Genomic DNA, 26,276 nt, shown 5'->3' with positions numbered 1-26,276 from the left:
GGGGAGTGTGTATGACGCACGCTTTGTGGTGGGTGATTGTTGCCATCGTTCTTGGACTGATTGAGATGGCAACGGTTGACCTTGTGTTCCTCATGCTCGCCATCGGTGCTTTGGCAGCGGCGTTAACCTCTCTTGTTGTTCCTGGGCTCTGGCCCGAAGTCGGCGTTTTTGTGGTCTGCTCGCTGGTCTTTCTTTGTGCGCTTCGTCCGTGGCTGAAAATGCGTATGCTCTGGTCGCAAACGAACGTGAAAACCAATGTGCACGCCTTGATTGGGCGACAGGTCGATGTGATTGAAACCGTGAACGCCAGCAGTGGTCGCGTGAAACTTGAAGGCGAAGTCTGGTCTGCCCGCACAATCGACGAAAAGCCCCTTCTTGTGGGCGAACATGCGTATGTGTGCGAGATCGACGGTGCTACGGCGGTTGTTACCTCCGTCGAGAACCGTAGTAAATCATTCGAAGAACAGAAAGGTTGAGTGTCGCCGTGGACATTAGTATTGGTCCCTTCGTTGCTGGGCTCCTGCTGATCCTTGTTGTAGTCATCCTTGCCAAGAGCGTCCAGATTGTTCCCCAGCCTCGCGCGTTGGTGATCGAGCGCCTCGGTCGTTTTCACACGGTGATGTACGGTGGTTTGCATGTGCTGATTCCGTTCTTTGACCGTATTGCAGCACGCGTTGACCTGCGTGAACAGGTCACCAGCTTTCCTCCACAGCCGGTGATTACCGCCGATAACGTCGTGGTTTCCATCGACTCGGTGATTTACTACCAGGTTACGGATCCAATGCACGCGACCTACGAGATTGCGAACTTCATTCAGGCAATCGAACAGCTGACGGTGACGACGCTCCGTAATGTCATTGGCTCGCTCGACCTCGAGCAGACGCTGACGAGTCGCGACTCGATCAACACTCAGCTTCGTGGTGTTCTTGATGAAGCAACAGGACGCTGGGGTATCCGCGTGAATCGCGTTGAGCTGAAGGCAATTGATCCGCCACCGTCGATTCAGCAGGCAATGGAACAGCAGTTGCGAGCCGAACGTGATAAGCGTGCAGCGATTCTGACTGCCGAAGGTGTCCGTCAGTCGCAGATCCTTCAGGCTGAGGGTGAAAAGCAGTCCGCCATCTTGAAGGCTGAAGGACAAGCTCAGGCGGCTGTCACTCGCGCCCGCGGTCAAGCAGAGGCTATCGGTACCGTCTTCCAGTCGATCCACGAGGGCAATCCAACGCCCGATCTGCTGAGCTACCAGTACTTGCAGATGCTTCCGGAACTTGCCAAGGGGGATTCGTCGAAGGTGTGGGTTGTTCCCACCGAACTGACGGCTGCTCTGGATTCCATTGCGAAGGGTTTTAACCCGAACAAGTAAAACTGTCCGGTGTGGACCACGTGTTCTTAGCTATCACCCCTCACCGTCGCCCCCGATTGAAAGAAGAGACTCATGGACCCCATCCAGGAAAAGGTTCTGCGCGAGGTTGCTGCCCGCGACATTCGCTTTATTCGCCTGTGGTTTACAGACGTCGCTGGTGTCTTGAAGTCTGTAGCAATTGATCCGGGCGAGTTGGAAGATGCCTTTACTGAGGGTATCGGTTTCGACGGTTCGGCGATTGAGGGCATGACCCGCGTACACGAGTCCGACATGTTATTGCGTCCGGATGCTTCGACGTTCCAGATGTTGCCGTGGCGAGGGGAAGAAGATCCCGTTGCTCGAATGTTCTGCGACGTGTTGACCCCCGATGGTCAGGCTTCACGTAGCGACCCGCGCGGCGTGTTGGAACGCGTTGTTGAACGAGCCCAAGAGCGCGGCTTCACTGTGATGGTTCACCCTGAGATTGAGTTCTATCTGCTCCAACAGCCGATCAGTGTCGACAACTTGAAGCCTGTTGATTCTGCGGGTTATTTCGATCATGTTGCGCGTGGGCATTCGAATGATTTCCGTCGTCGCGCGGTTCGCATGCTTGAAGATATGGGCATTGCGGTCGAGTTCTCCCACCACGAAGGTGGCCCCGGTCAAAACGAAATCGACCTGCGTGCAGTCGATGCGGTGAGTGCTGCCGACAACATCATGACCGCTCGAACCGTCATCGAAGAGGTCGCGTTGCGCGAGAACCTCGCCGCACTGTTTATGCCCAAGCCCTTCATTGACCACCCGGGTTCGGGTATGCATACGCACCTTTCGCTGCTCGAAGGTGAAGAAAACGCTTTCTACGATCCGTCAGGTGAGTATCAGCTGTCACGCACGGGACGCCACTTCATTGCTGGGCTCTTGGAACATGCTTGCGAGATCGCTGCTGTCACCAATCAGCACGTGAACTCCTATAAGCGCCTCTGGGGTGGGGGCGAGGCTCCGTCTTACGTGTGCTGGGGTCATAACAATCGCTCCGCGTTGGTTCGAGTCCCGCTGTACAAGCCTGAAAAGCGTACGGCAGCGCGCATTGAATACCGTGCCTTGGATCCGGCTGCGAACCCCTATCTTGCACTCGCCGTTCTGATCACTGCAGGTCTTGACGGCATTGAACGTCGTCTCGAACTTGTCGACGAAGCTGAGGACAATGTGTGGGATCTGACGGATCGCGAACGTCAGGTGATGGGGATCGAGGCTCTGCCGACCTCATTGGCTTCCGCGGTTCGTTTGATGCGTGAATCTGACTTGGTTGCCGATGCTCTTGGTGAAGAGGTCTTCGACTACGTTGTGCGCAACAAGGAAAAGGAATGGCGTGAGTACCGCCAGCAGGTGACGCCTCAGGAGATTCGCCAGTTCCTGAAGGTCTACTGATGGAGGTCGCCCCTAAGGACCTCCGCGGTAGCGGTTTCTTGGATCCGGTGCGAGCAGCGTCATTTTTCGCTGACCTGCCCGGCGAGCTAGGCGAGTGGCTACCGCTGTTCAACGCCTGCGCCGATCCAGATTCCGCGTTGGTAAGCTGCCTGCGTTTTCACGAGGCCGCCCCCACTCAATTAGCCACAGTCGCTGAACAAGGGGGCGATGGGCTTCGGCGCCTGGTCGCGGTTTTTGGTGCATCTTCCTGGTGGGGCGATTACCTGATTTCTGACCCTTCACGCATTGATGGCTTGCTTGTTGAACCCGGCGAACCGTTGACGGAGCTCCTTCACGCAGTGGGGGCTGATCCAGCGTCGAAGACGCCCGTTGCGGGTCCCGGCTACAATGGCGACGATCTGCGTAGTGCGTATCGCAGAGTTTTGTTGGACCTCGTTGCTGACGATGCTACGCACCCGAACCCGCCCGAATATATGCCGGAAGTCGGTGTGCGCCTTGCAGCGCTTGCTGACGCTGCACTCGAAGCTGCCCTCGCACTGGCACGACGAGATATTGATCCGCAGGGCAATGCTCGTCTTTCGATTATTGCGATGGGAAAAACGGGCGCTCAAGAACTCAACTACATTTCCGACGTTGACGTAATGTACGTTGTTGCCCCGGCTGAGGGTGTTGATGAGCGTAGTGCCATCGAACTGGGTACGCGCATGGCGGCGCTTTCGGCTCAGGCATGCTCAGGTCCGGGTAATGAACAGCCACTCTGGAGCGTGGATGCGAATCTGCGTCCCGAGGGGCGTCATGGCGCGCTTGTGCGAACACTTGACTCGTTCAAACAGTATTGGGATAAGTGGGCTGAAACGTGGGAGTTCCAGGCTCTTCTTAAAGCTCGCCCGGCAGCTGGTGATACGGAGCTTGGTCAGGCCTTTTTCCGTGTTGCTTCCCCGTACATTTGGAATGCTACGGGGCGTGATGGCTTTGTTGAAAATGCTCGAGCAATGCGACGTCGCGTTGAAAACACGATTCCCCGTCGTGAAGCTGACCGTGAACTGAAGCTCGGGCGAGGTGGCCTGCGTGATGTCGAGTTCACCGTGCAACTGTTGCAACTGGTCCACGGTCGTACCGATGATTCGCTTCACGTCAGATCAACGTTGGATGCGCTGTCTCGCCTTGGCGACGGTGGTTATGTGGCGCGTAGTGATGCTCAAGAACTGCGTGAATGCTACTGCTTTCTGCGTGCTGTTGAACACCGTATTCAGCTTCAACGCATGCGTCGCACCCACCTGATCCCTACGTCAGCGAACGAACTTCGAGCGGTGGGCAGGGGAGTTGATCTTGAGCATTGCGGTAGTTCCGAGGCTCTGGCGAAGGAACTGAAACGCATCCGAGATCGCGTTCGAATGCTCCATGAGGACGTGTTCTATCGTCCGATTGTTCAGGCAACTGCGGGCCTGAGCCCAGATGAAGCTACGCTGGACTCCGATGGTGCTCAGGCTCGTCTTCACGCCATCGGCTATCGCGATCCGCGAGGAGCTCTTGCCCACATTACGGCGCTCTCGCAGGGCACAAGCAGGCGTGCGAAGATCCAGCGTCATCTTCTGCCCGTTTTTATTTCGTGGCTTTCCAACGGTGCAGATCCAGACCTTGGTCTGCTGAACTTTAGAGCTCTATCGGAGCAAATCGGTGATTCTCACTGGTATTTGGCTCTCCTGCGTGATTCCGGAGTTGCCGCATCCAGGCTCTGCGAGATGCTCCCGAACTCGAAGTGGATCGCTGAGGCTCTGTCACATCGCCCTGAAGCAGTCGCCTGGCTGGATCTTGATAAAGACCTCGCCCCTCGTGAAGCTGAGGCTTTGAAAGTCGAGGCGGCCTCGTTGATTGACCGCCACGGAGATTCGGATAAGGCCGCATATCGCGTGCGGGCCATGCGTTCGCGTGAACTTACTCGTGCTGCGATGAGCGATTTGGTGGCTGGAATCGGAGCCAGGCGGCAGGCAATCTCCGATGCTACGGACGCAGCAGTTGTCGGCGCATTAGCGATTGCAACGCGCGAAGAAGAACTCAAGAACGGTCACCGCGTCGACGTTGGGTTCGTGGCGATGGGACGTTACGGTGGACGCGAATCAAACTATGCCTCCGACGCTGATGTCATGGCTTTTCATCGCGCGGCCAATGGTGTGAGCGATAGCGACGCTGCGAACGCTGCAACGGCAATCATCAACCGCGTGAAAGCATTGCTGGGGACGGTCACAGCGCAGATGAGTGTCAGCGTTGACCTAGACCTACGCCCAGAAGGACGCAACGGACCGATGTCCAGAACCGTCGAATCGTACGCGGAGTATTACGACAAGTGGGCATCGACCTGGGAACGCCAAGCGCTCCTTCGGGCGCGCGTATTCGCCGGCCCCGATGATCTGATGCTTTCGATGGGGGAGTTAATCGACCGCGTGCGCTATGGTAGCGCGATTGACGAGGCCCAGATCAGAGACATTCGTCTGCTCAAAGCAAGAATGGAAAGCGAACGCCTGCCTCGTGGCATCGAACCCGCGCGTCACGTGAAATTGGGGCCGGGTGGCCTGTCAGACGTCGAGTGGATTGTTCAGCTTCTTCAGCTGAAACATGCTCATGCCGATGACTCTTTACGCACCTCGTCAACGATTGATGCACTCCACGCATTAACTCGTTCGGGATGGATTGCTCCTGATGATGCGAAGACGTTGGAAAATGCATGGAGCCTCGCATCACAAATCCGGGCGGCGAACGTGCTGACAACCGGGCGAATGTCGGGAGTTAAACTCGATACCGTTCCCAGAGACTTCAAGGACCTTATCCCGCTGGCACGCGTTCTTGGATATGGTGTGACAAGCGAGTTTGAGCTGGAAGAAGAATGGCTTCGTCGATCGCGCAAAGCGCGCGCATTGATGGATACCTACTTTTGGAACTGAATACTGCCTTGCACACCAGGGCATGAAGAAGAAACGGAAACACACAGGTGAAAATCGTCCTCGTGCGTCACGGACAGACCTACGCCAATGAAGCACACGCTCTTGACACCTCCAGGCCTGGACTACCGTTAACCGCCGGTGGGTTGGCTCAAGCCGCCGATCTTGCTTCGCGCTGGGAATCTGAAGTCGGGCAGGCTCCAACAGTGGTTGCTGTTTCACCTCTTTTCCGCACTCGTCAAACCTGCGCACCCCTATGCGCTAAGTACGCCCTGACTCCGCTGGTCAGACCAGGAATTCGTGAATTACGCTCAGGTGACGTTGAGATGAACGCTGACCCGTTCTCAGACTCCGTTTACGTTGAAGGAACGGGAAACTGGTCGCACGGTGCAACTCACATTCGTATGTCTGGCGGTGAAACGGGGGAGGACGCACTTGCGCGTGCGTTGCCTGTTATCGCCGAAGTGGCTGGCCTCGTACTTGAGGAAGATCCGGACGGCGTGGGTGTGATCGTCGCCCACGGAGCCCTACTGCGCCTGCTGGCATCGACGCTTGCGCACAACATCTCCGGCACTCTTGTGATGACTCACTTCATGTCGAATACGGGAACCGTCATTTTGCAGTGGCCCACCGAACGATTCGGCACCTCCGTTCCTCACAACCCCGACGACCTGCGAGGTGCATTCACTGGTCTGACGTGGAATAGGCGTCCGGTTGATCAGTGGGATCTAGAGGATTGATCTCAAAAGGGAAACCCCGGTATTTCATGTAATCGGACAGAAATTCGCGGTGTTCGTTGCATGACAGCCATGTCTTGGAATCCGCCCACGGGATTTTCGGGTTTGACCAGGTGATGGTCCACACCGCCTGCGCATTACACTCGCGCGCCTGACACACACCGTCAGCGCGGCCTCGTCCCAATGCCATTGAACCTCCTCGATCCCTCACACTGTAATCTTTTCGCATGAGTCAATGCACGCTGATCCTTGTTCGCCACTCTGACCCGGAGTATTTCGCAATGTCGGATCACTTGCGCCCGTTGACTGATTGTGGTCTCCGTCGGGCGCACGAGCTTGGTATCAAACTGCGAGCCGAAGTTGGAGACATCGAACTAGGGGTCAGTTCAACAGCAGTGCGTGCATGGCAGACCTTCGACGAGATCGCGAAGAACCTGCCAATGAGGACCACGTACAAGGATCGTTCAATCTACGATGCCGGGGCAGAGTCACTCATCGAAACGATTCACTCCCTGCCTGGAGAATCTGCACTGATTGTCGGACATCAGCCAACAATCGGCCATGTTGGATACCTGATCGGAGACGATAGCGCGAAAGCCGATCTTGGCCTTGGGGTCGGTAAAGCGACTGCTCTGATCATTCAAAGCGAAGGAAGCTTCGCTGATTTTCGTCCCGGCGCGAACCTACCAGTACGGATTGTCACCGTCCCGCGCGTGCTGTAATCGCTAAGTTCAAGGCTGACGGGCATTGGCATCGAACGTTTACTGTGTCCCATAGCCCACCTTTGAAGACGGTGACCTTTTACTAATCCCGCTAAGATATACGGGTACGCAATCCACCCTTCAAGGGAGCAGTAATGTCGGGACACTCTAAATGGGCGACCACCAAGCACAAGAAGGCCGCCATTGACGCGAAGCGCGGAAAGCTCTTCGCTCGTCTGATCAAGAATATTGAAGTTGCAGCACGCACTGGCGGTGGCGATCCCGCAGGTAACCCGACCCTGTATGACGCCATCCAGAAGGCAAAGAAGAACTCCGTTCCTGCTGACAACATTGATCGTGCTGTCAAGCGTGGCTCCGGTGCAGAAGCCGGTGGCGCGAACTACGAAACCATCATGTACGAAGGCTACGGCCCGAACGGTGTTGCATTCCTTGTCGAATGTTTGACCGACAACCGTAACCGTGCAGCTTCCGACGTCCGCCTTGGCTTTACCCGTCAGGGTGGTTCGCTGGCGGACCCGGGTTCGGTTTCCTACCTCTTCTCCCGTCGTGGCATCGTCGAGGTCGGCGCAGCAGACGGCGTTGACGAGGACACGATCATGGAAGCCGTTCTGGATGCGGGTGCTGAAGAAGTGACCGACACCGGTGATGGATTCGTCATCGAATCCGCAGCCTCTGATGTTGTCGAGGTCCGTAAGGCGCTCCAGTCAGCAGGTATCGATTACGATTCCGCTGAAGTTCAGTTCGTCGCATCGACCGACGTTGAGGTCGACCTTGAAGGCGCACTGAAGGTTCAGAAACTGATCGACGCTCTGGAAGAATCTGACGACGTTCAGAACATCTACAACAACATGACGTACTCGGATGAGGTCCGTGCGCAGCTGGAAGAAGAGGAGTGACGATGGCTGACTCCACGTCGACTCGCGAAGTTGGTACCCCGCAGGTTAAGCGCGGTATGGCTCAGATGCTCAAGGGTGGCGTCATCATGGACGTCGTTACTCCCGAGCAAGCAAAGATCGCTGAAGATGCGGGCGCAGTTGCCGTCATGGCGCTTGAGCGCGTTCCTGCTGACATTCGTGCACAGGGTGGCGTTGCACGTATGTCTGACCCGGATCTGATCGATGGCATCATCAACGCTGTCTCTATCCCGGTCATGGCAAAGGCTCGCATCGGCCACTTCGTTGAGGCTCAGGTCCTGCAGTCCCTCGGCGTCGACTACATCGACGAATCCGAGGTTCTCACCCCGGCCGATTACACCAACCACATCGACAAGTGGAACTTCACCGTTCCCTTCGTTTGCGGTGCAACCAACCTGGGTGAAGCACTTCGTCGCATCACCGAAGGTGCAGCAATGATTCGCTCCAAGGGTGAAGCTGGTACCGGCGACGTATCCAACGCGACGACGCACATGCGTAAGATCCGCGACCAGATCCGTCACCTCACCTCGCTTCCCGAAGACGAGCTCTACGTTGTCGCCAAGGAACTCCAGGCTCCCTACGAGCTGGTCGCCGAGGTCGCTCGCGAAGGTAAGCTTCCTGTCGTTCTGTTCACCGCCGGTGGCATTGCCACCCCGGCGGACGCTGCAATGATGATGCAGCTCGGCGCTGAGGGCGTTTTCGTTGGATCCGGTATCTTCAAGTCCGGCGATCCGGCGAAGCGTGCAGCTGCCATCGTCAAGGCAACCACCTTCTACGATGATCCGTCCGTCATTGCTGAGGTCTCGCGTGGCCTCGGTGAAGCAATGGTCGGTATCAACGTTGATGACCTTCCGGTTTCTCACCGTCTCGCGGAGCGCGGATGGTGACGATCGGCGTTCTCGCCCTTCAGGGTGACGTTGACGAACATGTGCGGGCGCTAGAGAATTCTGGCGCCCGCGCCGTTAAGGTGCGTCGTCCCTGCGAATTGGCGAAAGTGGATGGTCTGATTATCCCCGGTGGCGAGTCAACGACCATGTCGAATCTGTTGGTCTCCTTCGACATGTTTGAACCTTTGAAAGGCCGTCTCGATGCTGGACTTCCCGCGTGGGGCACATGCGCTGGCATGATTATGCTTTCATCTACGATCCTAGATGGTCGCGATGATCAGAAGTGCTTCGCCACCCTCGACATGGTTGTTCGACGTAATGCCTTTGGGCGTCAGGTTGATTCCTACGAAGAAGACCTCGTGATTGACGGTATCGAAGGCGACGATTTCCGCGCTGTCTTTATCCGCGCACCGTGGGTTGAGTCCGTTGGCGACACCGTGTCTGTGATCGCGCGCGCCGGAAACGCTGAAGACGGTCCGATCGTGGCCGTACGTCAAGGTAACGTCATGGCAACTAGCTTCCACCCTGAGGTTGGTGGCGATGACCGCCTGCATGAACTGTTCGTTTCAATGGTGGAGAACCGCTGACCCATGCGAGTCATGGGAATTGACCCCGGCATTACACGATGCGGTTTGGGTGTTGTTGACGTTGATGAGTCAAGGCGTGCCACGCTCGTGTATGTCGGGGTTGCTCGTTCCAACAAAGACATTGCGACGCATTTCAGGCTTCGGACGATTGCAGATGCGATTGATAATGTGATCGCGCAGTATCAGCCTGAAGTTGTGGCGATTGAGCGAGTCTTCGCCCAAGACAACTTGCAGTCAGTGACGACGACGATGCAGGTCATGGGTGCTGCCATGACGTGCGTGGCGCGTGCTGGTCTGCCGATGGCGGTTCATACCCCGTCAGAAGTGAAGTCTGCTGTTTCCGGAAACGGCAATGCGGATAAAGCGCAGGTTCAGGCAATGGTGTCGCGTATTCTTCGCTTGTCGAAGCCTCCGAAACCCGCCGATGCTGCAGATGCGCTTGCAATCGCAATTTGTCATGCGTGGCGGGGGACAGGTCTGCTGGGTGTCGGCGATGATTCGTCAGTTTCTGTTTCTATCTCTGGCCGCTTGACTTCCAAAGGGTCAATGACACCCGCGCAACGTGCGTGGGCGGAAGCTCAAGCTGCGCAACGCCGGACAGGTGCTGTTGATCCGCGACTGCGTCGCAAGTAAAATAGAACAGGTGTTCGCATTGGGTGTGGACGCTATCGATCCAATACAGGAGAACAATTGATCGCACAGTTGAGTGGAACAGTGGCCTCAGTTGGCTTGGATTCAATTGTCGTGGTTGTCTCCGGCGTTGGTTTTGATGTGAAGGTTGTGCCCACATACGCTCAGCAGGTGCGCGTCGGTGACGAGGTCACTGTTGCAACATCGCTTATTGTTCGCGAGGATTCCTTGACACTCATGGGCTTTGAAACGGCTGATCAGCGCGATGTATTCACCATCTTGCAGACCGTGTCCGGTATTGGACCTCGTATTGCCCTTGGTGCGCTTGGCGTTCTTAGTCCCGATGATCTTCGTCGTGCCGTTCGCGATCATGATCTTTCAACCCTGGGTAAGATCCCCGGTGTTGGAAAGAAATCAGCGCAACGCATGGTGTTAGAGCTAGGAGAGAAGCTCGGTCAGCCCGCACACCTTGGAAAGGAAGGAACCGGAGCCACTCTCAACATGGGCGCTGTCGAAGAAGATGTTGTGGCAGCTTTGGTTTCGATGGGCTGGAAGCAATCCCAGGCGCAAGCGGCAATCGATACGCTGGGCGGACAGGGCTTGGGTGCGTCTGATTTGCTCCGTGCCGCTTTGCTGAAGTTGGGAGGTTCTCGTGGCTGATTCTTTCGATTCTCCCGCAGAGGCAATGCGCATTGTTGCTCCTGATGCCGGTGAGCTTGAACGTGCCGCAGAAGCAGCTCTGCGTCCCAAGCGCCTCACTGAATTCGTCGGACAAGAAACTGTTCGTGAACAGCTTCAGCTTGTTCTCGATGCGGCACGTGGCCGTGGCGTGAGCCCCGACCATGTTCTTCTTGCCGGTCCTCCCGGGTTGGGTAAGACCACTTTGGCAATGATTATTGCCGCCGAAATGGGGACAGCGCTCCGCCTGACCTCCGGTCCGGCAATCCAGCATTCGGGTGACCTCGCTGCAATCCTTTCAGGGCTTCAAGAAGGCGACATTCTTTTTATTGACGAAATTCACCGTCTTGCTCGCACCGCAGAAGAAATGCTGTATCTGGCAATGGAAGACTTCCGCGTCGACGTTGTCGTGGGTAAGGGGCCCGGCGCAACCTCGATTCCCCTGACACTTCCGCCTTTTACCGTTGTCGGTGCGACTACGCGCACGGGCCTGCTACCGGCTCCTCTGCGTGACCGTTTCGGTTTTACCGCTCATCTTGAGTTCTACGAGACACACGAACTTGAAGCAGTCGTCACGCGTTCCGCTGACCTTCTTGGTGCCCCCTTGGATGCTCAGGCGGCTCACGAAATCGCCTCCCGTTCAAGAGGCACTCCGCGTATTGCCAATCGCCTTCTTCGTCGCGTTGTCGACTACGCTCAAGTACGTGGAAGTGGCGCTTTGGATCTTGAAGCTGCCCAGGGCGCACTCACCCTGTTCGAGGTTGATCGCTACGGTCTAGATCGTCTTGACAGAGCGGTACTTGACGCAGTCTGTCAGCGTTTTGCTGGGGGACCGGTTGGATTGACCACTCTTGCGGTCACGGTAGGTGAAGAAGCAGAGACGGTCGAAACCGTCGCTGAGCCCTACTTGGTTCGTGAAGGATTCCTTGTCAGAACCAACCGCGGACGTGCCGCCACGCCCAAAGCTTTCCACCATTTGGGGCTGACACCGCCCGCCGAATCTATGCTGTTTAGCTGAATCACAGTGTTATTCGCCTGATTTGACTGCCTTTTTCGCTAAGAGAGCCTTCTTCGCATTAGACTGACCAAGGTGCGCTCTACGCGCGTTCATGACTAGAAAGAGGCAATCCGTGGGTAACTTCCTCCAGGGCGGCAACATGACCTTTGTACTGCTTGCGCTCATCCTGATCGCGATGATGTGGTATTCAAACCGTGGTCGCAAGAAGATGGCTGAGCGTCAGGCTCAAATGGAACGAGATATGAACGAGAAACTCGTTCCCGGCGCTTGGGTGAAGACCGGTGTTGGATTCTGGGGTCGCTTTGTCGATCAGGACGGCGACATCGTCGTACTCGAGACGATTGATGGTACAGAGATGTACTGGGATCGTCAGATGATCCGTTCCGTTGGGGACGAACCTCCTTTCGCTTCAGATGAGCCCGCTGTCGAACTGACCGAAGAAGAACCGAAAGAACCGATTCTTGGCCTCGATGATCCCGCTACGGATGATGCATCGACCGACGAAAAGAACTGAGTATCCCGAGCTAGGGACTGGGAGTAGTTAAAAGTGTCTACACGTAAACGCCGACCTGTGCGTTCACTTGTCACCCTCATTGTTGCAATAGTGGTGGCAGCGGCCACACTGGTGATTGGCAACGTCACTAAGGGGACCTCGTTGGTTCCCTCGCTCGCCCTCGACCTTCAGGGTGGCACCCAACTGATCTTGACGCCGAAGTCGACCGAAGAAGGCGACCGAGCGATCACTGAAGACGACATCACGCAGGCGATTTCAATTATTCGTAATCGTATTGATGCCTCCGGTGTTGCCGAATCAGAGATCACTTCGATGGGCTCGGACAACATTGTTGTTTCAATCCCAGGTACGCCTTCGCAGGAAACTCTCGACCTGATTCGTTCGTCCTCGCAGATGAACTTCCGACCTGTTCTGCGTATCGGTCTGGCTTCCCGGAATGTTGCGACCGCCTCAACCGCCGAAGCTTCAGGCAAAGATTCTGCACAGTCAGCTCAGTCTGCTGACGAAACTCAATCAGCTCAGTCCGGTGATGAAACTCAATCAGCGACAGAACAGGCCTCGGCTGATGGCGCCCAGTCAGCAGACGGCGCTCAGTCGGTTCAGCAGGTGTCGACCGCACTGGATGAAGAATCCGCGATGAGGGTCGCTGATCTGAATCAGGACGGTGTTCTGTCAGACCAGCCGAATTCGACTCCTGCTAATGGAACGGATCTTGCATGGATCACAGAGCAGGTTCTCTACGATTTCTCCGTGCTTGATTGCACCAGCCCCGAGGTTCGCCAGCAGACCGAAGGTGCTGCAGACAAGCCCTACGCTGCCTGCGATAGTGATGGTCAGCTGAAGTACATCCTTGGTCCGGTTTCGGTTGCCGGTTCGAATCTTTCGAACGCAACTGCCGGACAAGTCACCAACTCGACCGGTCAGGCAACTGGCCAGTGGGGTGTCGACCTGCAGTTCGATTCTGAAGGTACGAAGGCATTCGCGGATTCTTCCAAACTGCTCTACTCCTACAAGGATTCTGACGCCGAAGGAGAGAGCTTCTTCGACTCGCCGGACCGCAACCACTTTGCCGTTGTTCTTGACGGTTCGGTGATTACTGCTCCTTCAATGAATGCTGTCATCTCTGATGGTCGTGCTCAGATCACCGGTAACTTCACCGCAAAGTCAGCCACCGCGCTGGCAAACCAGCTCAGCTTCGGTTCGCTTCCTCTGAACTTTGAAGTTGAGTCCGAACAGCGTATTTCCGCCACACTGGGTTCTGATCACCTGCAGAAGGGCATGTTGGCTGGTGCCATCGGTTTCCTGCTGGTCATCCTGTACCTGATCTGGCAATACCGTGGTCTGGCGCTTATTTCTGCCGGTTCGCTATTTGTTGCAGCGGCACTCACCTACATCGTGATCGCGCTTCTGTCGGCGACGATGGGATATCGTTTGTCGCTCGCAGGCGTTGCAGGCTTGATTATGGCGGTCGGCGTCACCGCTGACTCGTTCATCGTCTACTTCGAACGCGTGCGTGACGAGGTCCGTGACGGTCGTCCGCTTGTTGCCGCAGTCGACGAAGGCTGGGATCGCGCTAAGCGCACGATCCTCGTCTCCGATGCCGTGAACCTGGTTGCAGCTATCGTCCTCTACCTGCTGGCAGTCGGTGGCGTGCAGGGCTTCGCGTTCACTCTCGGTGTGACAACCGTGATCGATATTGCTGTTATCTTCTTGTTCACTCACCCGATGATGGAACTGCTGATTCGTACTAGATTCTTCGGCGAGGGACATCGTTTTTCCGGTCTTGATCCCGAGCACCTCGGTGCAAAGAACTCGCTGATTTATGCCGGTCGTGGCCGTGTTGTTATGCCGAAGCAAAAGCAGGACAAGGGTGCGACGGCTCAGCCTGTGGCTGAAGGCAAAGGTATGAGCCTTGCTCAGCGTCGTCGCGCGCAGCGTCTTGCTGAAGCTGAAGCGCAAGTGGAAGAAGCTCGCGCATCTGCGGATAGTGAAGCGACGAAGACTGAGGGTAGCGCAGTCGATGGTGAGGCTGCCGAGCAGAAAGGGGACGCGAAATGATGTCGTTCGCCCAGTGGGGTAATGCTCTGTACTCGGGGGATAAGTCCTACCCGGTTGTCCCCAAGCGCAAGATTTTTGTTGGTCTTGCTGCAGCCTTGATTGGCGTTGCTTTTGTTCTTTCAGCAGCCATCGGCCTCAATGCTTCCATTGAGTTCACAGGCGGTGCGCAGTTTGATGTGACCCGAGTCAGCGATCAGTCTGAGGAAAAGGCCTCGGATATCGTGACTGGCACCGGAATTGTTTCCAACGCGAAGGTGACGAAGGTTGGTACGGATTCTGTTCGTATTCAGACTGAATCTGTTGATTCGCAGCAGGCGACGACGATTCGGGATGCGCTGACCAGCGCGTACGGTGTTGATTCGGCCGATGTTCAGTCGTCAACGATCGGCCCGTCCTGGGGTGCTTCGGTGACTTCGAAGGCTGCTCAGTCGCTTGTCATCTTCATGTTGCTCGTCGCGATCTTGATGACCCTGTACTTCAGGTCATGGACTATGGCATTGGCTGCTCTGCTGGCACTTGTCCACGATATTGCCGTAACGCTTGGTGTTTTCGTTATCACCCAGGTTGAGGTTTCGCCTGCAACGGTCATCGGCTTCCTGACGATTCTTGGTTATTCGCTGTACGACACGGTCGTTGTATTCGACAAGGTCCGCGAGTTGACGAAGGGCATCTACGACCAGAAGCGGTTCACTTTTGCCGAATACGTGAACTTGGCTGTCAACCAGACCATGGTTCGTTCGATTAATACGTCGGTTGTTGCATTGCTTCCGGTCGGTTCGATTCTGATTATTGGTGCTTTGCTTCTTGGTACCGGTACTCTGACTGATATTTCGCTGGCGCTGTTCGTCGGTATGATCGCCGGCACCTATTCGTCGATCTTTATTGCGTCCCCGCTTCTTGTTCTGCTTCAAGAGCGTTTGAAGAAGACGAAGGAGCACACGGAGTCGGTTGAAAAGGATCGTGCGCGTCATGTGGCTTTGGGTAAGGGTGACGAGGGTGCCTCCACTGTGAAGGTTGCTCCTGTTCGTCCGGGGCAACGCCTCTCGAATGCTCACCAGCCGAAGAGGAAGAAGGAGCATCGATGAGTGGTGAACTTGGCGCGCATATCGGTGAACTTGTTGACTCGAATCTAGGTCTTGTTCAAGATTTCCCAGAGCCCGGTGTTCTGTTTCGCGATATCACTCCGCTGATTGCAAACGGTCCGGCGTTTAAAGAGCTCATTGAGATGCTCGCCGAGCGCTATAAGGGCAGTGTCGACGCAATTGCAGGTCTGGAGTCGCGTGGCTTCATTCTTGGAGCGCCACTTGCCGCTGAACTCGGTGTCGGTATGCTGACCATCCGCAAAGCAGGCAAGCTTCCCGGTCACGTTATCGGTGTCGACTATGACCTTGAATACGGTAGTGCTCGCATGGAGATCCGACCCGAGTCGGTGACTCCAGGGTCGCGTGTGCTGGTCATCGATGACGTTCTTGCAACAGGAGGCACTGCTGCTGCGTCGGTTGATCTGCTCCGTCAGTGCGGAGCGCAAGTGAGCACCGTTGCTGTTCTTCTGGAGCTTGAGGCTTTCGACGGGCGCGAAAAGCTTGCCGAACATGATGTCGTCACTGAATCTGCATTGGTAGTCTGACCTGCAGTTCCTCGTTTAGTTGTGGTCAAATATGTTTGACACGTCACAGGTGCGTATCATAGGAGCATGACTGACCAGGCTAACTCCGCTCACTCAAAACCAGGCGTGGCCGGATCTCGTGTGAGGTCCGGCCTCGTATGGTTTGGCGCACGCACGCGCCCGACGATTCCTGAGATCGAACCGTTGGTTCGAGCACTGCGTGCGAACCATCCGAAAGCCGATGTGAGCGTGATCGAGCGCGCCTATCGCACGGCCGAATTGCATCACCGGGGGCAGGTTCGTAAATCGGGTGAGCCGTATATTACTCACCCAGTTGCGGTGTCAACGATTCTTGCTGAAATGGGTATGACCACCCCGACACTGGTGGCTGCTCTTCTGCATGACACGGTTGAAGATACGGACTACACGGTTGAAGAGCTAGCAGCGGAATATGGTGAGCCGATTGCGGCGCTCGTTGACGGTGTGACGAAGCTGGACAAGGTGCGTTACGGCGAATTTGCTCAATCTGAAACACTGCGCAAGATGCTTGTTGCGATGAGCCGCGATATTCGAGTTCTTCTCATTAAGCTTGCTGACCGTCTTCATAATGCGCGCACGTGGCGTTTCGTCCCCTCATCGTCAGCGAAGAACAAGGCGCGCGAAACGCTTGAGATTTATGCGCCTCTTGCTCATCGTCTGGGCATGAACATGGTGAAGTGGGAACTCGAAGAGCTCTCCTTTAAGACTCTGTACCCTCAGATTTATGAAGAGATCGATCACTTGGTTGCAGAGCGCGCTCCCCAGCGCGATGTGTATCTGCGAGATGTGATTGGCCAGATTGAAGAGGATCTTCGTCATTCAGGGACGAAGGGCACTGTCTCTGGTCGTCCCAAGAACCATTATTCGATCTATCAGAAGATGATCGTCCGTGGTAAAGCGTTCGATGAGATCTTCGATCTGGTGGCCGTTCGCGTCCTCGTAGAGTCAGTGAAGGATTGTTACGGCGTTCTGGGTTCTTTGCATGCTCGGTGGAATCCGATTCCTGGGCGTTTCAAGGACTATATCGCCATGCCGAAGTTCAATCTGTACCAGTCGTTGCACACGACGGTAATTGGACCCGGTGGTAAGCCTGTCGAAATCCAGATTCGTACTTTTGAAATGCACGAGCGTGCCGAACACGGTGTTGCCGCGCACTGGAAGTACAAGCAGAATCCGAATGCGACTGGCGTCGATACAGATCGAATGAGCCACGATGAACAAGCCAACTGGCTTCGCTCCCTTGTCGAGATGGAACGTGAAACGGGTGACCCTGAAGAGTTCCTCGATTCTTTGCGCTATGAGATCGCCGGTGACGAAGTTTATGTTTTTACACCGAAGGGGCAGGTTGTTGTTCTGCCAGCGCATGCAACACCCGTTGATTTCGCCTATGCGGTGCACACTGAGGTTGGGCACCATACGGTTGGTGCGAAAGTGAATGGGCGCCTCGTTTCGCTTGATACTCAGCTTGAGTCGGGCGAAACGGTTGAGGTTGTGACCTCGAAGTCCGACAAGGCTGGTCCGTCACGTGACTGGCTTGCTTTTGTGGCATCTCCGCGTGCGCGTTCGAAAATTAAATCGTGGTTCTCTAAAGAACGTCGCGAAGAAGCGATTGAAGAGGGCAAGGAAGCGCTTGCGAAGGCAATGCGTAAGCAGAATCTTCCTCTTCAACGCTTGATGAGTCATGAGACGATCCTGTCGGTGGCAACGTCGTTGGGCTATTCCGATGTGTCCAGCCTGTATGCGGCTGTCGGTGAGAGCCAGGTTTCGCCTCAGAACGTTGTGTCAAAACTTGTCGAGAACCTAGGTGGGGGAGACGGCACCGAAGAAACTCTGTCCGAAGGAGTGACTCCGGGTGCAAATCGGATTCGCACTCAATCGGGTTCGTCCGATGCGGGTATCACCGTTGCCGGTATGGAGTCCAAAGATATTTGGGTGAAGCTGGCAAAGTGCTGTACCCCGGTTCCGGGCGATGATGTTGTTGGTTTTATTACTCGTGGCCAGGGCGTGTCCGTCCACATTGCTTCGTGCCATAACGCTGTTCGACTGAAAGAATTGCAACCTGAGCGCTTTGTCGACGTTTCTTGGACACAGGGAGTCAGCGGACAGGTGTTCCGTGTTCAGATCCAGGTCAAGGCTTTGGATCGTGCGGGATTACTGTCGGATCTGACGAAGGTGATGTCGGACTATCGCGTCAACATTGTGTCTGCGTCAACGAATACGACGTCCGATCAGGTTTCGCTTGCTCGATTCTCGTTTGAGTTGGCAGATATGGCGCATTTGAATGCGGTTCTTTCCGCTCTGCGTCGCGTCGATGGGGTGTTCGAGGCCGTTCGCGTGTGACATCTCTGCGCGTTAAAGGACGAGACAATCGGGGCAAAACAGCCGTAATCGTCCATGTCGTAAACACCAGTTTATGAAATGGGGGCCAAGGTCGTAGACTGACAGAGGTGCACCACATCGGCGCACTGAGAACCACGCTCCGTGGAGACTCTTCCACGCATCGGCGCATAGCGCCCTCGCCATGAAAGGCAATTATTGTGACAACGACGCCGACCCCCACCCCTGCTCCCTCTTCTGACGAGCAGAACATCACCCCTTCGGCTCCGGCCAAGGAAAATCCCGTGTCCGCGTCGAGTACGCCACTCACTCACGAGTTCGGTCGTATCGATGAAAATGGCACCGTGTACGTTGTCGATAACGGCACTGAGCGTGTTATTGGTGGCTACCCCGAAGGTGTGCCTGCAGAGCCTTTCGCCCTTTACGAGCGTCGTTTTGCGGATATTGAGGCAACCGTCAAGTTGTTCGAACATCGTCTTGCAACCTTGGCTCCCAAGGATATTGATCTGACTCTTGCGACGATCACCGAAGCTCTTGAATCTCCGAATGCTCTGGGTAACCTTGCTGCGTTGCGCGAACGTGTTGAGAGCGTGAAGGTGCGCGCTGAAGAGCGTAAAGAAGTAGCAAAGATTGAACGCCAAGCTGCTCGTGAGGAAGCTTTGAAAGCTCGTAGGGCAGTCGTTGAGGCCGCTGAAGCCATCATCGCTCAGGCTCCTGAGCGTATTCACTGGAAGCAGTCTGGTCAGAAGCTCCGTGATCTGCTCGACGAATGGAAGTCGTTGCAGCGCAAGGGGCCGCGCATCGAAAAGACTGTTGAAGATGAGCTCTGGAAGCGCTTCTCTTCGGCGCGTACTCAGTTTGATCGTCAGCGTCGTCAGTACTTCTCTGCTCTCGATCAGGCACAGTCTGAGGCGAAGCGAGTGAAGGAAGCCATTATCGCCGAGGCTGAAGCTTTGCAGACTTCGACCGATTGGGGCGCCACTTCGGGTGCATACCGTGAGCTGATGAATCGTTGGAAGGCGGCTCCTCGCGCATCCCGCAAGGAAGATGATGCTCTGTGGGCACGCTTCCGTGCGGCACAGCAGGTCTTCTTCGACGCACGTCGCGCGAAGGACGAGGCCACTGATTCTGAGTACCGCGAGAATCTTGCTGCCAAGGAAGCGCTTGCCGACGAAGCAGAGAAGATCCTGCCTGTGGAGGATCTTGAGGTGGCGAAGAATGCCCTGCGTTCGGTCCAGGATCGCTGGGAAGAAATCGGTCGAGTTCCTTCCTCTGACTTGCATCGCATTGAAGGTCGTCTGCGCGCGGTTGAATCTGCAATCCGCGAGGCAGAAGAAAATGAATGGCGTCGTACCAACCCTGAAACACGTGCACGTGCTCAGGGTATGCTCGGCCAGCTCGAGGCTCAGGTTGAGTCCCTCGAATCGGATCTTGGCGTTGCCAAGGCGAAGGGTGACGAAAAGAAGGTCAAGTCCCTTACTGAGGCTCTGGAGACAAAGCGCACCTGGCTTGCTCAGATTCGCACCTCTATGGAGTGATGAGTGAAAATCACTGTTATTCCAACGCCGTACTACGCAGCCAACTGCGTGGTGCTGGTTGCCGATGGTGAGCCGGCGGCGCTGGTCGTCGATCCGTCAGCGGGAGTGCAGGATAAGATTCGCGAGGTCTTGGTCGCGTCTGAAGCTCATGTCGGAGCTGTTCTTGCAACTCACGGTCATCCTGATCATGTCTGGGATTGTGCCGAGGTTGCCTCGTGGGCCCCTGAAGCTCCTGTCCCTACGTGGATCCCGGCTCCTGATCGATACCGAATGGATGATCCGGCATCGCATATTCCGATGCCCGTGCCCCCGAGCATCGGCCCGTGGGTGAAGCCCACCGATCTGCGCGATTTTCCGGGTGGTAGCGTTGAGGTGCTTCCCGGTATCTGGATGAAGATGATTCCAGCTCCAGGTCACTCTGAAGGTTCTGCCGTGTTTATCGGTCACTGCGATATTGAGGTTGAGATGAAGGGACAGACTGTCTTCTCGTCTTCAACCCCGGTTCCGTGGGCTCTATCTGCTGATGTGCTTTTTGCTGGTTCGGTTGGTCGTACGGATCTTCCCGGTGGCGATGAGACTCAGATGCGCCATTCGCTACGCACTATTTCACATGCTTTGGATCCTGCAACCCTCTTGATCCCGGGGCACGGTCCAACGACGGTTTTGTCGCATGAGATTGAGACAAATCCGTATTTGAGGCGGGCTCGTACACTCGGCTGATACCTATCAAGAACTGGCGTTGCGCCTTGGGGATTCCCAAGGCGCAACGTGTTTTTCGGCTAGTGGTTTTTCGAGTGTCTGCCTGGGCTCGACCTTAACGAAGATCAGAGCCCGAATATCGTTGCCCGTTTTAGGCAATACGCCTAGGCGTGGAACAATAGAGCCATGGCACGTACATCTCTTTCCGGTTTCCCCGAATGGCTCCCCGAAGGTCGAATCATCGAACAGTTTGTTCTTGACCATATTCGTCAGGTCTTTGAGTTGCATGGTTTCTCTGGGATTGAGACTCGTGCGGTTGAAACGCTTGAGCAGCTTGAAGCAAAAGGGGAGACCTCGAAAGAGGTTTATGTCCTTGACCGCCTGCAAGCGATGAAGGACGTCGAAGCTGGTCGTCATTCATCTAAGGAACGCAAGATGGGTCTGCACTTTGACCTGACGGTTCCTTTTGCTCGGTACGTCATCGAGAATGCGAACGAGCTTGATTTCCCATTCAAGCGCTACCAGATCCAGAAGGTCTGGCGTGGTGAGCGCCCGCAGGAAGGGCGTTTCCGTGAGTTCACTCAAGCTGACATTGATGTTGTTGGCAACGGTGATCTTCCCTTCCACTTCGAGGTCGATCTTCCTCTTGTGATGGCCGAGGCTCTTGCAACGCTTCCGATCCCGACAGTGCACGTGCTCGTGAACAACCGCAAGGTCGTTCAGGGTGTGTGCGAATCTCTCGGTGTTACCGACGTTGAGGCTGCATTGCGTGGCCTCGACAAACTGGACAAGATTGGTCCCGAGGGCGTTACGGCCGAACTCGCACAGTCGAATATCAACGGTGAGCAGGCCGAGAAGCTTCTCAAGATGGCCCAGATCCGTAGTAATGATCCCGATGAGATCCGTTCTAGAATTGCTGAACTCGGTTGCGATGGCGAGCTTCTTGCCGAGGGTGTGGATCAGCTGTGTGCGCTCCTCGAGGAAGCGCATCGTCGTATGCCCGGCGCTGTCATCGCTGATCTGAAGATCGCGCGTGGCCTGGACTACTACACCGGCTCCGTTTACGAATCGGTGATTGAAGGCCACGAGGACCTCGGCTCCATTTGCTCCGGTGGGCGTTACGATTCGCTGGCAAAGGATGGGAAACGCACCTACCCGGGCGTTGGTCTCTCGATTGGCGTCTCGCGTCTGGTTTCCCGCATGATTTCAGCACCGATGGTTCAAGCTACCCGCAAGGTTCCTGCCGCGGTCGTTGTTGCTGTCATCGACGAGGCAGATCGCGCTCGCTCGGAAGATATCGCAATGCAGTTGCGTAGCCGTGGAATTAGCACCGATGTTGCACCGAACGCGGCCAAGTTCGGCAAGCAGATTAAGTTCGCTGATAAACGAGGCATCCCATTCGTCTGGTTCCCGGGAATGGAAGATGAAGCCGACACGGTCAAAGACATTCGAAGCGGAGAACAAATCGAAGCTGACGCTTCGACGTGGACTCCGCCTGCCAAGGACTTGAACCCGCGTGTCATCTCGGTTGGAGCGTGATTGTCGAAACGGGTCGTGGCTGATGCTTTTGGGGGCGGTGAGTGATCTCACCGCCCCCAAAAGCATCGTTTCGCGAGGGAGCAACGTAGGCTTGTTTGAGCGATGAGGCGCGCCTTGAATGAAAGTGATGGGCACCGCTAAGCGGTGGATGTTGTGGGATGAGGTTGCGCCGAAGGCCCCACAGTGGCCCGGCTTGATAGAAATCAGCCTCGAATGAAACACACAATCCGATAGGAATACTGTGCCTGAAAAACAGGAAATGAACCTCAACACCTTCGACGAATTGAACAAACCTGCCGAAACGACTGGCGCCGTTGAAGAGCTTCCGGCCGAAGAAAACGACACCCTGGACTTAGAATCCGGCCTCGTCGATGATGAACTCGAGAATGCCGAAGATGGCGGCGAACGTGAAGACGACGAAGAAGAGATCGAGGAAGAGGAAGCAGAAAAAGAGCCTTCCGTCACCTTTGCTGACCTTGGTCTTCCCGATGAGATCCTCGATGCTGTCACCCAGATGGGGTTTGTGACACCGACTCCGATTCAGGAAAAGGCGATCCCTTCCCTGCTCGAATTGAATGACGTTGTCGGTATCGCCCAGACCGGTACCGGTAAGACCGCCGCTTTCGGTCTGCCTATGCTCGCGATCGTGGATGCCGATGAGAAGCTCGTCCAGTCCCTCGTGCTTGCTCCCACCCGCGAACTTGCCATGCAGTCCGCGCAGGCCATTGAGGATTTCGCAGCCCGTACACGTGGCCTTGAGGTTGTTTCCGTCTACGGTGGTTCACCCTATGGCCCGCAGATCAACGCTCTGAAGAAGGGGGCGCAGGTCGTCGTCGGCACCCCTGGGCGTGTCATCGACCTTATTGAAAAAGGTGCGCTAGATCTGTCCGGCGTGCGCATGCTCGTCCTCGACGAGGCCGACGAAATGCTGCGCATGGGCTTCGCTGAAGACGTCGAAACGATTACCTCGTCCGTGCCTCAAGACCGCCTGACCGCACTGTTTTCCGCCACGATGCCCCAGGCGATTGAACGCATTGCGAACACTCACCTGAATAACCCCGTGAAGATCGCTGTCTCGGAAGAATCTTCGACTGTTGACACGATCCACCAGACCTACGCTGTCGTGCCGTTCAAGCACAAGATCGGCGCCTTGTCTCGCGTGCTCGCGACGCGTGCCCAGCACATCGCTGCCGGCCAGGAAGACGCCGATGCTGCGATTGTGTTCGTGCGTACCCGCGCCGACGTTGAAGAGGTTTCCCTCGAAATGTCAGCACGAGGTTTCCGCGCAGCCGGTATTTCCGGTGACGTCGCGCAGACTGAACGTGAACGCATGGTTGCACGTCTGCGTGCCGGCACGCTCGACGTGCTGATCGCAACCGACGTTGCGGCTCGTGGCCTCGACGTTGAGCGCATCTCACTGGTCGTGAACTTCGATGTTCCTCGTGAACCGGAAGCCTACGTGCACCGCATCGGTCGTACCGGTCGCGCCGGTCGCGAAGGTCGCTCGCTTACTTTCTTTACTCCACGTGAACACGGTCGCCTGCGCCGCATCGAGAAGCTGACCGGCACCCCGATGGAAGAGATTCAGATTCCGTCGCCCGCAGCAGTCTCCGAGTTCCGTTCGCGTCGCATGCTCGAAGGCCTCAACGCTCGCATCGAACGTGGTCGTCTTGAAATGTACAAGAATCTGCTGACCGAGGTTCAAGAAACGTCTGAAACCGACATTATGGACATCGCTGCCGCGCTCATGGCGAACGCTGTTGGTGACGAGGGGCCGGCTCCGCGCGTTGAAAAGGACCGCCGTGGCAAGGGCAGGGTCCGTAACGAAGAAGAAATCGACGAGTCCGGAGAATTCGTTGGTGCTTCATTCGAGGGCGGTCGTGATAAGGATCGTCCGCTGAAGCCAGGCCACCAACGCGGTCGTGGTCGCAAGGCATCCTTTGGTGCCGGTACCCGATACCGCGTTGAGGTTGGCAAGAAAGACCGCGTGAAGCCCGGTTCGATTGTCGGAGCGATTGCTGGTGAAGGTGGCGTTGACGGTCGCGACATTGGCAATATTGAAATCTTCCCGACCTTCTCGCTGGTCGAAATTTCCGGCGACCTGACCGACGATCAGTTGCACCGCATTGGCAAGGGCTACGTTCAGGGCCGTCCGCTGCGCATTCGCGTGGACCAGGGCCCCGGTAAGGGCGGGCACCGCTCTGACCGCGAACGTAGCTTTGACAAGGCTAAGAAGTTTGATCGTTCAGGACGCCCCGAACGTGACCGTGGCGAACGCGAATATGCGCGTCGTTACGAACACCGCGATGACAAGCCACGTCGTGCGCACAAGGACCGCAACGACCGCTTTGATCGTCATGCGCACCACGAGTCGTCCGACCGTCGCTCATCGCTACGTGTCGCGAAGCGTTCCGGCTCTTCTGATCGTTTTCGCGCGAGTGGCCGTGGCAAGTCCGCCGATCGTTTCGACCGCGATGGCAAGTCAGGTTCAAAGGGTACGAGGTCCTTTGGTTCTCACCGTCACTCACGCTGAATGTAGCGGTGGCGCGATCTGACACAGGGTGTTGACAAGGCCCAGAATGAAGCGCTTAAACGCAAAGGGATGGCGGATGAAATCATCTGCCCTCCCTTTGGTGTATCTGCCTACGGGCTCGTGATGAGCCTCGTTAAATGGCGAAATAACTACGAAGCCGAAGGGGCATCGCCACCCTTGATTCGCAATGATGCTACAAGAGCGACCACGGTGACGATCAGGGTGATAACGGGGGAGGCCAAGTAGGAGAGGGGCCCTACTGGCATGACCAGCGCGAAGAGAGCGAAGGCAATCGACACTAACGCGAGTTCGATTGATGCCCCTGCGGCGTCGGCGACCTGAAGCCACGATGCAACTTTACCGTGCTCCGAAGTATCGGTAAGCCCCAGCGTCAGCACTGAGAGTGTCGAGTGCATGAGTCCCGTGCCAAACCCGGCAACAAACCAGCCGATGAGGGCCGGCCACACGGGCCACGACGCAATCACAAGGAACAGAATCGGGACAAGACCAAGCGTCAGCAGAGCCATGCCAATCGCGGGCAACTGCATACGACGGTCAGGGTCGTGGACTCGAGCCTGGTAAGTCGCACCGGCAGACCACGAGATCGTACCGATGGTGACAGCGAGAGCGGCCTGATCTGCATTCCACATGTGAACGCGTTGCAAGACAAGTGGCAGGAACGCCGCCGCACCGGCCTGCGCGCCCATGGCAAGCAGGCGCGTCATAATCGCCGCGGGCATCCCACGCTTCAAACGCATCGCGCCCTTGGGGAGAAGCTGGGGGAGAGCCCACCCGGTTAGCACAAGCCCCACAATGATCAAAATAATCAGTTCAATACCACCGAGAGCCCCCGACAGCTGAAGCATCAGAACACCGGTGCCCGCGACCAAAGCGAGCAATCCCAAGTGCTTCAGATTCTTCACCGGGTGCGTTTTGGACGAACCGAGCTGGCGAAGAACAGAAATCAGGGGAAGAACGGCAAGAAGAGCCAAGAACGGAACCGCCCAAAAGACCGGGCGCCAGCCGAAGTACTGCGTGACATACCCAGCAATCGCAGGACCAACGAGGCCCGGCAAAACCCACGACAGAGAGAACGCGGCGAAGAAGAAAGGTCGATGATTAACGTGGGCAATCGAACCAATGAAGACATACAGCGGAACAATAATGAGTCCGCCACCCAAGCCCTGGATCAGACGACCGACAACGAAAACTGCAATGTGAGGAGCGAATGCTGACGTGAGCAGACCAGCGACAAAACAGATAAAACCTGCAAGAAGAACCGTCCGAGGCCCTTTTGAATCCGCCAGCGCTCCTGCGATGACGGTCGCACTGAGCTGAGCTGAAAGAGCTGCGCCAGAAGCGACTGAGAACCACGCTTCGGAATCCAGATCCGCAACAACATTCGGCATGATCGTTGTTGTGGCAAGCCCCTCAAACGCTGCAAGGGTAATCAAAAGAACTGAGCCTACGAGCAAAGAAATCTCAATAGGTTGCCATGTGAGGCGTGTGGAATCTTCAGCAGTCACCTGCGAAT

22 protein-coding genes are annotated in these 26,276 nt (G+C 56.1%); 21 read left to right on the top strand and 1 reads right to left on the bottom strand.

Translation table 11 applies throughout. The annotated features are described in order from the left end of the window. Positions 1 to 11: 11 nt before the first annotated feature. The 21 genes from QP109_RS05760 (at position 12) to QP109_RS05655 (ending at position 24,742) form a co-directional block, all read left to right on the top strand. Entirely contained in the window at positions 12 to 476 is a 465-nt protein-coding gene (locus QP109_RS05760; RefSeq protein WP_270772805.1) for an NfeD family protein, read from the top strand. Positions 477 to 484: 8 nt separating this feature from the next. Next, positions 485 to 1,363 (top strand): SPFH domain-containing protein, encoded by an 879-nt coding sequence (locus QP109_RS05755; RefSeq protein ID WP_195224444.1) that lies wholly within the window; start codon positions 485 to 487, stop codon positions 1,361 to 1,363. A gap of 72 nt (positions 1,364 to 1,435) precedes the next feature. Continuing rightward, positions 1,436 to 2,770: a glutamine synthetase family protein gene (locus tag QP109_RS05750; protein WP_285023932.1), complete on the top strand. Its 1,335-nt coding sequence runs from the start codon at positions 1,436 to 1,438 to the stop codon at positions 2,768 to 2,770. Further along, the gene (locus QP109_RS05745; protein ID WP_285023930.1) at positions 2,770 to 5,709 is read left to right on the top strand and encodes a bifunctional [glutamine synthetase] adenylyltransferase/[glutamine synthetase]-adenylyl-L-tyrosine phosphorylase; all 2,940 of its coding nucleotides are present in this window, start codon (positions 2,770 to 2,772) and stop codon (positions 5,707 to 5,709) included. Before QP109_RS05750 ends, QP109_RS05745 begins: the two co-directional genes overlap by 1 nt. 47 nt (positions 5,710 to 5,756) lie before the next feature. Continuing rightward, positions 5,757 to 6,446 (top strand): histidine phosphatase family protein, encoded by a 690-nt coding sequence (locus QP109_RS05740; protein ID WP_101627795.1) that lies wholly within the window; start codon positions 5,757 to 5,759, stop codon positions 6,444 to 6,446. 224 nt (positions 6,447 to 6,670) lie between these two features. Further along, on the top strand, positions 6,671 to 7,165 hold the full coding sequence (locus tag QP109_RS05730) for a SixA phosphatase family protein (RefSeq protein WP_285023925.1): 495 nt from the start codon (positions 6,671 to 6,673) through the stop codon (positions 7,163 to 7,165). Between the two features lie 134 nt (positions 7,166 to 7,299). After that, positions 7,300 to 8,061 carry a YebC/PmpR family DNA-binding transcriptional regulator gene (locus QP109_RS05725; protein ID WP_101627792.1) on the top strand — a complete coding sequence of 254 codons (762 nt, stop codon included), beginning with the start codon at positions 7,300 to 7,302 and terminating at the stop codon, positions 8,059 to 8,061. Positions 8,062 to 8,063: 2 nt separating this feature from the next. Beyond that, positions 8,064 to 8,966 carry a pyridoxal 5'-phosphate synthase lyase subunit PdxS gene (gene pdxS, locus QP109_RS05720; RefSeq protein WP_285023923.1) on the top strand — a complete coding sequence of 301 codons (903 nt, stop codon included), beginning with the start codon at positions 8,064 to 8,066 and terminating at the stop codon, positions 8,964 to 8,966. Further along, entirely contained in the window at positions 8,960 to 9,553 is a 594-nt protein-coding gene (gene pdxT, locus QP109_RS05715; protein WP_285023921.1) for a pyridoxal 5'-phosphate synthase glutaminase subunit PdxT, read from the top strand. Before pdxS ends, pdxT begins: the two co-directional genes overlap by 7 nt. 3 nt (positions 9,554 to 9,556) lie before the next feature. Continuing rightward, a complete protein-coding gene (gene ruvC / locus QP109_RS05710) occupies positions 9,557 to 10,186 on the top strand; it encodes a crossover junction endodeoxyribonuclease RuvC (protein WP_285023919.1) in 630 nt (209 codons plus the stop codon). A 57-nt stretch (positions 10,187 to 10,243) separates the two neighbouring features. Beyond that, positions 10,244 to 10,843, top strand: coding sequence for a Holliday junction branch migration protein RuvA (gene ruvA / locus QP109_RS05705; RefSeq protein ID WP_285023917.1), 600 nt, complete (start codon positions 10,244 to 10,246; stop codon positions 10,841 to 10,843). A gap of 25 nt (positions 10,844 to 10,868) precedes the next feature. Further along, positions 10,869 to 11,879: a Holliday junction branch migration DNA helicase RuvB gene (gene ruvB / locus QP109_RS05700; RefSeq protein WP_270772833.1), complete on the top strand. Its 1,011-nt coding sequence runs from the start codon at positions 10,869 to 10,871 to the stop codon at positions 11,877 to 11,879. 139 nt (positions 11,880 to 12,018) lie between these two features. After that, positions 12,019 to 12,393, top strand: a complete 375-nt coding sequence (yajC, locus tag QP109_RS05695) for a preprotein translocase subunit YajC (protein WP_285023915.1) — start codon at positions 12,019 to 12,021, stop codon at positions 12,391 to 12,393. A gap of 33 nt (positions 12,394 to 12,426) precedes the next feature. Further along, positions 12,427 to 14,451, top strand: a complete 2,025-nt coding sequence (gene secD, locus QP109_RS05690) for a protein translocase subunit SecD (RefSeq protein ID WP_285023913.1) — start codon at positions 12,427 to 12,429, stop codon at positions 14,449 to 14,451. Continuing rightward, entirely contained in the window at positions 14,448 to 15,536 is a 1,089-nt protein-coding gene (secF, locus tag QP109_RS05685; RefSeq protein WP_285023910.1) for a protein translocase subunit SecF, read from the top strand. Before secD ends, secF begins: the two co-directional genes overlap by 4 nt. Next, positions 15,533 to 16,078, top strand: coding sequence for an adenine phosphoribosyltransferase (locus QP109_RS05680; protein WP_270772789.1), 546 nt, complete (start codon positions 15,533 to 15,535; stop codon positions 16,076 to 16,078). The genes secF and QP109_RS05680 overlap by 4 nt, the downstream gene beginning before the upstream one ends. A gap of 66 nt (positions 16,079 to 16,144) precedes the next feature. Next, a complete protein-coding gene (locus QP109_RS05675) occupies positions 16,145 to 18,436 on the top strand; it encodes a RelA/SpoT family protein (RefSeq protein WP_285023908.1) in 2,292 nt (763 codons plus the stop codon). A gap of 197 nt (positions 18,437 to 18,633) precedes the next feature. Continuing rightward, entirely contained in the window at positions 18,634 to 19,971 is a 1,338-nt protein-coding gene (locus QP109_RS05670) for a DUF349 domain-containing protein (RefSeq protein ID WP_502929281.1), read from the top strand. Between the two features lie 3 nt (positions 19,972 to 19,974). Continuing rightward, positions 19,975 to 20,691 (top strand): MBL fold metallo-hydrolase, encoded by a 717-nt coding sequence (locus QP109_RS05665; protein WP_101627782.1) that lies wholly within the window; start codon positions 19,975 to 19,977, stop codon positions 20,689 to 20,691. 165 nt (positions 20,692 to 20,856) lie between these two features. Continuing rightward, a complete protein-coding gene (hisS, locus tag QP109_RS05660; RefSeq protein WP_101627781.1) occupies positions 20,857 to 22,209 on the top strand; it encodes a histidine--tRNA ligase in 1,353 nt (450 codons plus the stop codon). Positions 22,210 to 22,450: 241 nt separating this feature from the next. After that, the gene (locus QP109_RS05655; protein ID WP_285023905.1) at positions 22,451 to 24,742 is read left to right on the top strand and encodes a DEAD/DEAH box helicase; all 2,292 of its coding nucleotides are present in this window, start codon (positions 22,451 to 22,453) and stop codon (positions 24,740 to 24,742) included. Between the two features lie 149 nt (positions 24,743 to 24,891). Here the strand turns inward: QP109_RS05655 and QP109_RS05650 are convergent, their stop codons facing one another. Next, on the bottom strand, positions 24,892 to 26,268 hold the full coding sequence (locus tag QP109_RS05650; protein ID WP_285023903.1) for an MFS transporter: 1,377 nt from the start codon (positions 26,266 to 26,268) through the stop codon (positions 24,892 to 24,894). Positions 26,269 to 26,276: the final 8 nt, after the last annotated feature.

Origin of the sequence: Pauljensenia sp. UMB9872 (assembly GCF_030212665.1) — a bacterium.
GTDB classification, from domain to species: Bacteria; Actinomycetota; Actinomycetes; order Actinomycetales; family Actinomycetaceae; genus Pauljensenia; species Pauljensenia turicensis_B.
The sequence above is the reverse complement of the archived record's forward strand: the minus strand, read 5'-3'. Positions and strand labels throughout refer to the sequence as shown.

What these genes read in the sequence shown, in the direction of transcription:
- hisS (WP_101627781.1), top strand. Translation starts at nt 20,857, where the DNA reads ATGGCACGTACATCTCTTTCCGGTTTCCCCGAATGGCTCCCCGAAGGT.
- pdxS (WP_285023923.1), top strand. Translation starts at nt 8,064, where the DNA reads ATGGCTGACTCCACGTCGACTCGCGAAGTTGGTACCCCGCAGGTTAAG.
- QP109_RS05680 (WP_270772789.1), top strand. Translation starts at nt 15,533, where the DNA reads ATGAGTGGTGAACTTGGCGCGCATATCGGTGAACTTGTTGACTCGAAT.
- QP109_RS05730 (WP_285023925.1), top strand. Translation starts at nt 6,671, where the DNA reads ATGAGTCAATGCACGCTGATCCTTGTTCGCCACTCTGACCCGGAGTAT.
- ruvC (WP_285023919.1), top strand. Translation starts at nt 9,557, where the DNA reads ATGCGAGTCATGGGAATTGACCCCGGCATTACACGATGCGGTTTGGGT.
- QP109_RS05725 (WP_101627792.1), top strand. Translation starts at nt 7,300, where the DNA reads ATGTCGGGACACTCTAAATGGGCGACCACCAAGCACAAGAAGGCCGCC.
- pdxT (WP_285023921.1), top strand. Translation starts at nt 8,960, where the DNA reads ATGGTGACGATCGGCGTTCTCGCCCTTCAGGGTGACGTTGACGAACAT.
- QP109_RS05745 (WP_285023930.1), top strand. Translation starts at nt 2,770, where the DNA reads ATGGAGGTCGCCCCTAAGGACCTCCGCGGTAGCGGTTTCTTGGATCCG.
- QP109_RS05760 (WP_270772805.1), top strand. Translation starts at nt 12, where the DNA reads ATGACGCACGCTTTGTGGTGGGTGATTGTTGCCATCGTTCTTGGACTG.
- yajC (WP_285023915.1), top strand. Translation starts at nt 12,019, where the DNA reads ATGACCTTTGTACTGCTTGCGCTCATCCTGATCGCGATGATGTGGTAT.
- secF (WP_285023910.1), top strand. Translation starts at nt 14,448, where the DNA reads ATGATGTCGTTCGCCCAGTGGGGTAATGCTCTGTACTCGGGGGATAAG.
- QP109_RS05675 (WP_285023908.1), top strand. Translation starts at nt 16,145, where the DNA reads ATGACTGACCAGGCTAACTCCGCTCACTCAAAACCAGGCGTGGCCGGA.
- ruvB (WP_270772833.1), top strand. Translation starts at nt 10,869, where the DNA reads ATGCGCATTGTTGCTCCTGATGCCGGTGAGCTTGAACGTGCCGCAGAA.
- QP109_RS05750 (WP_285023932.1), top strand. Translation starts at nt 1,436, where the DNA reads ATGGACCCCATCCAGGAAAAGGTTCTGCGCGAGGTTGCTGCCCGCGAC.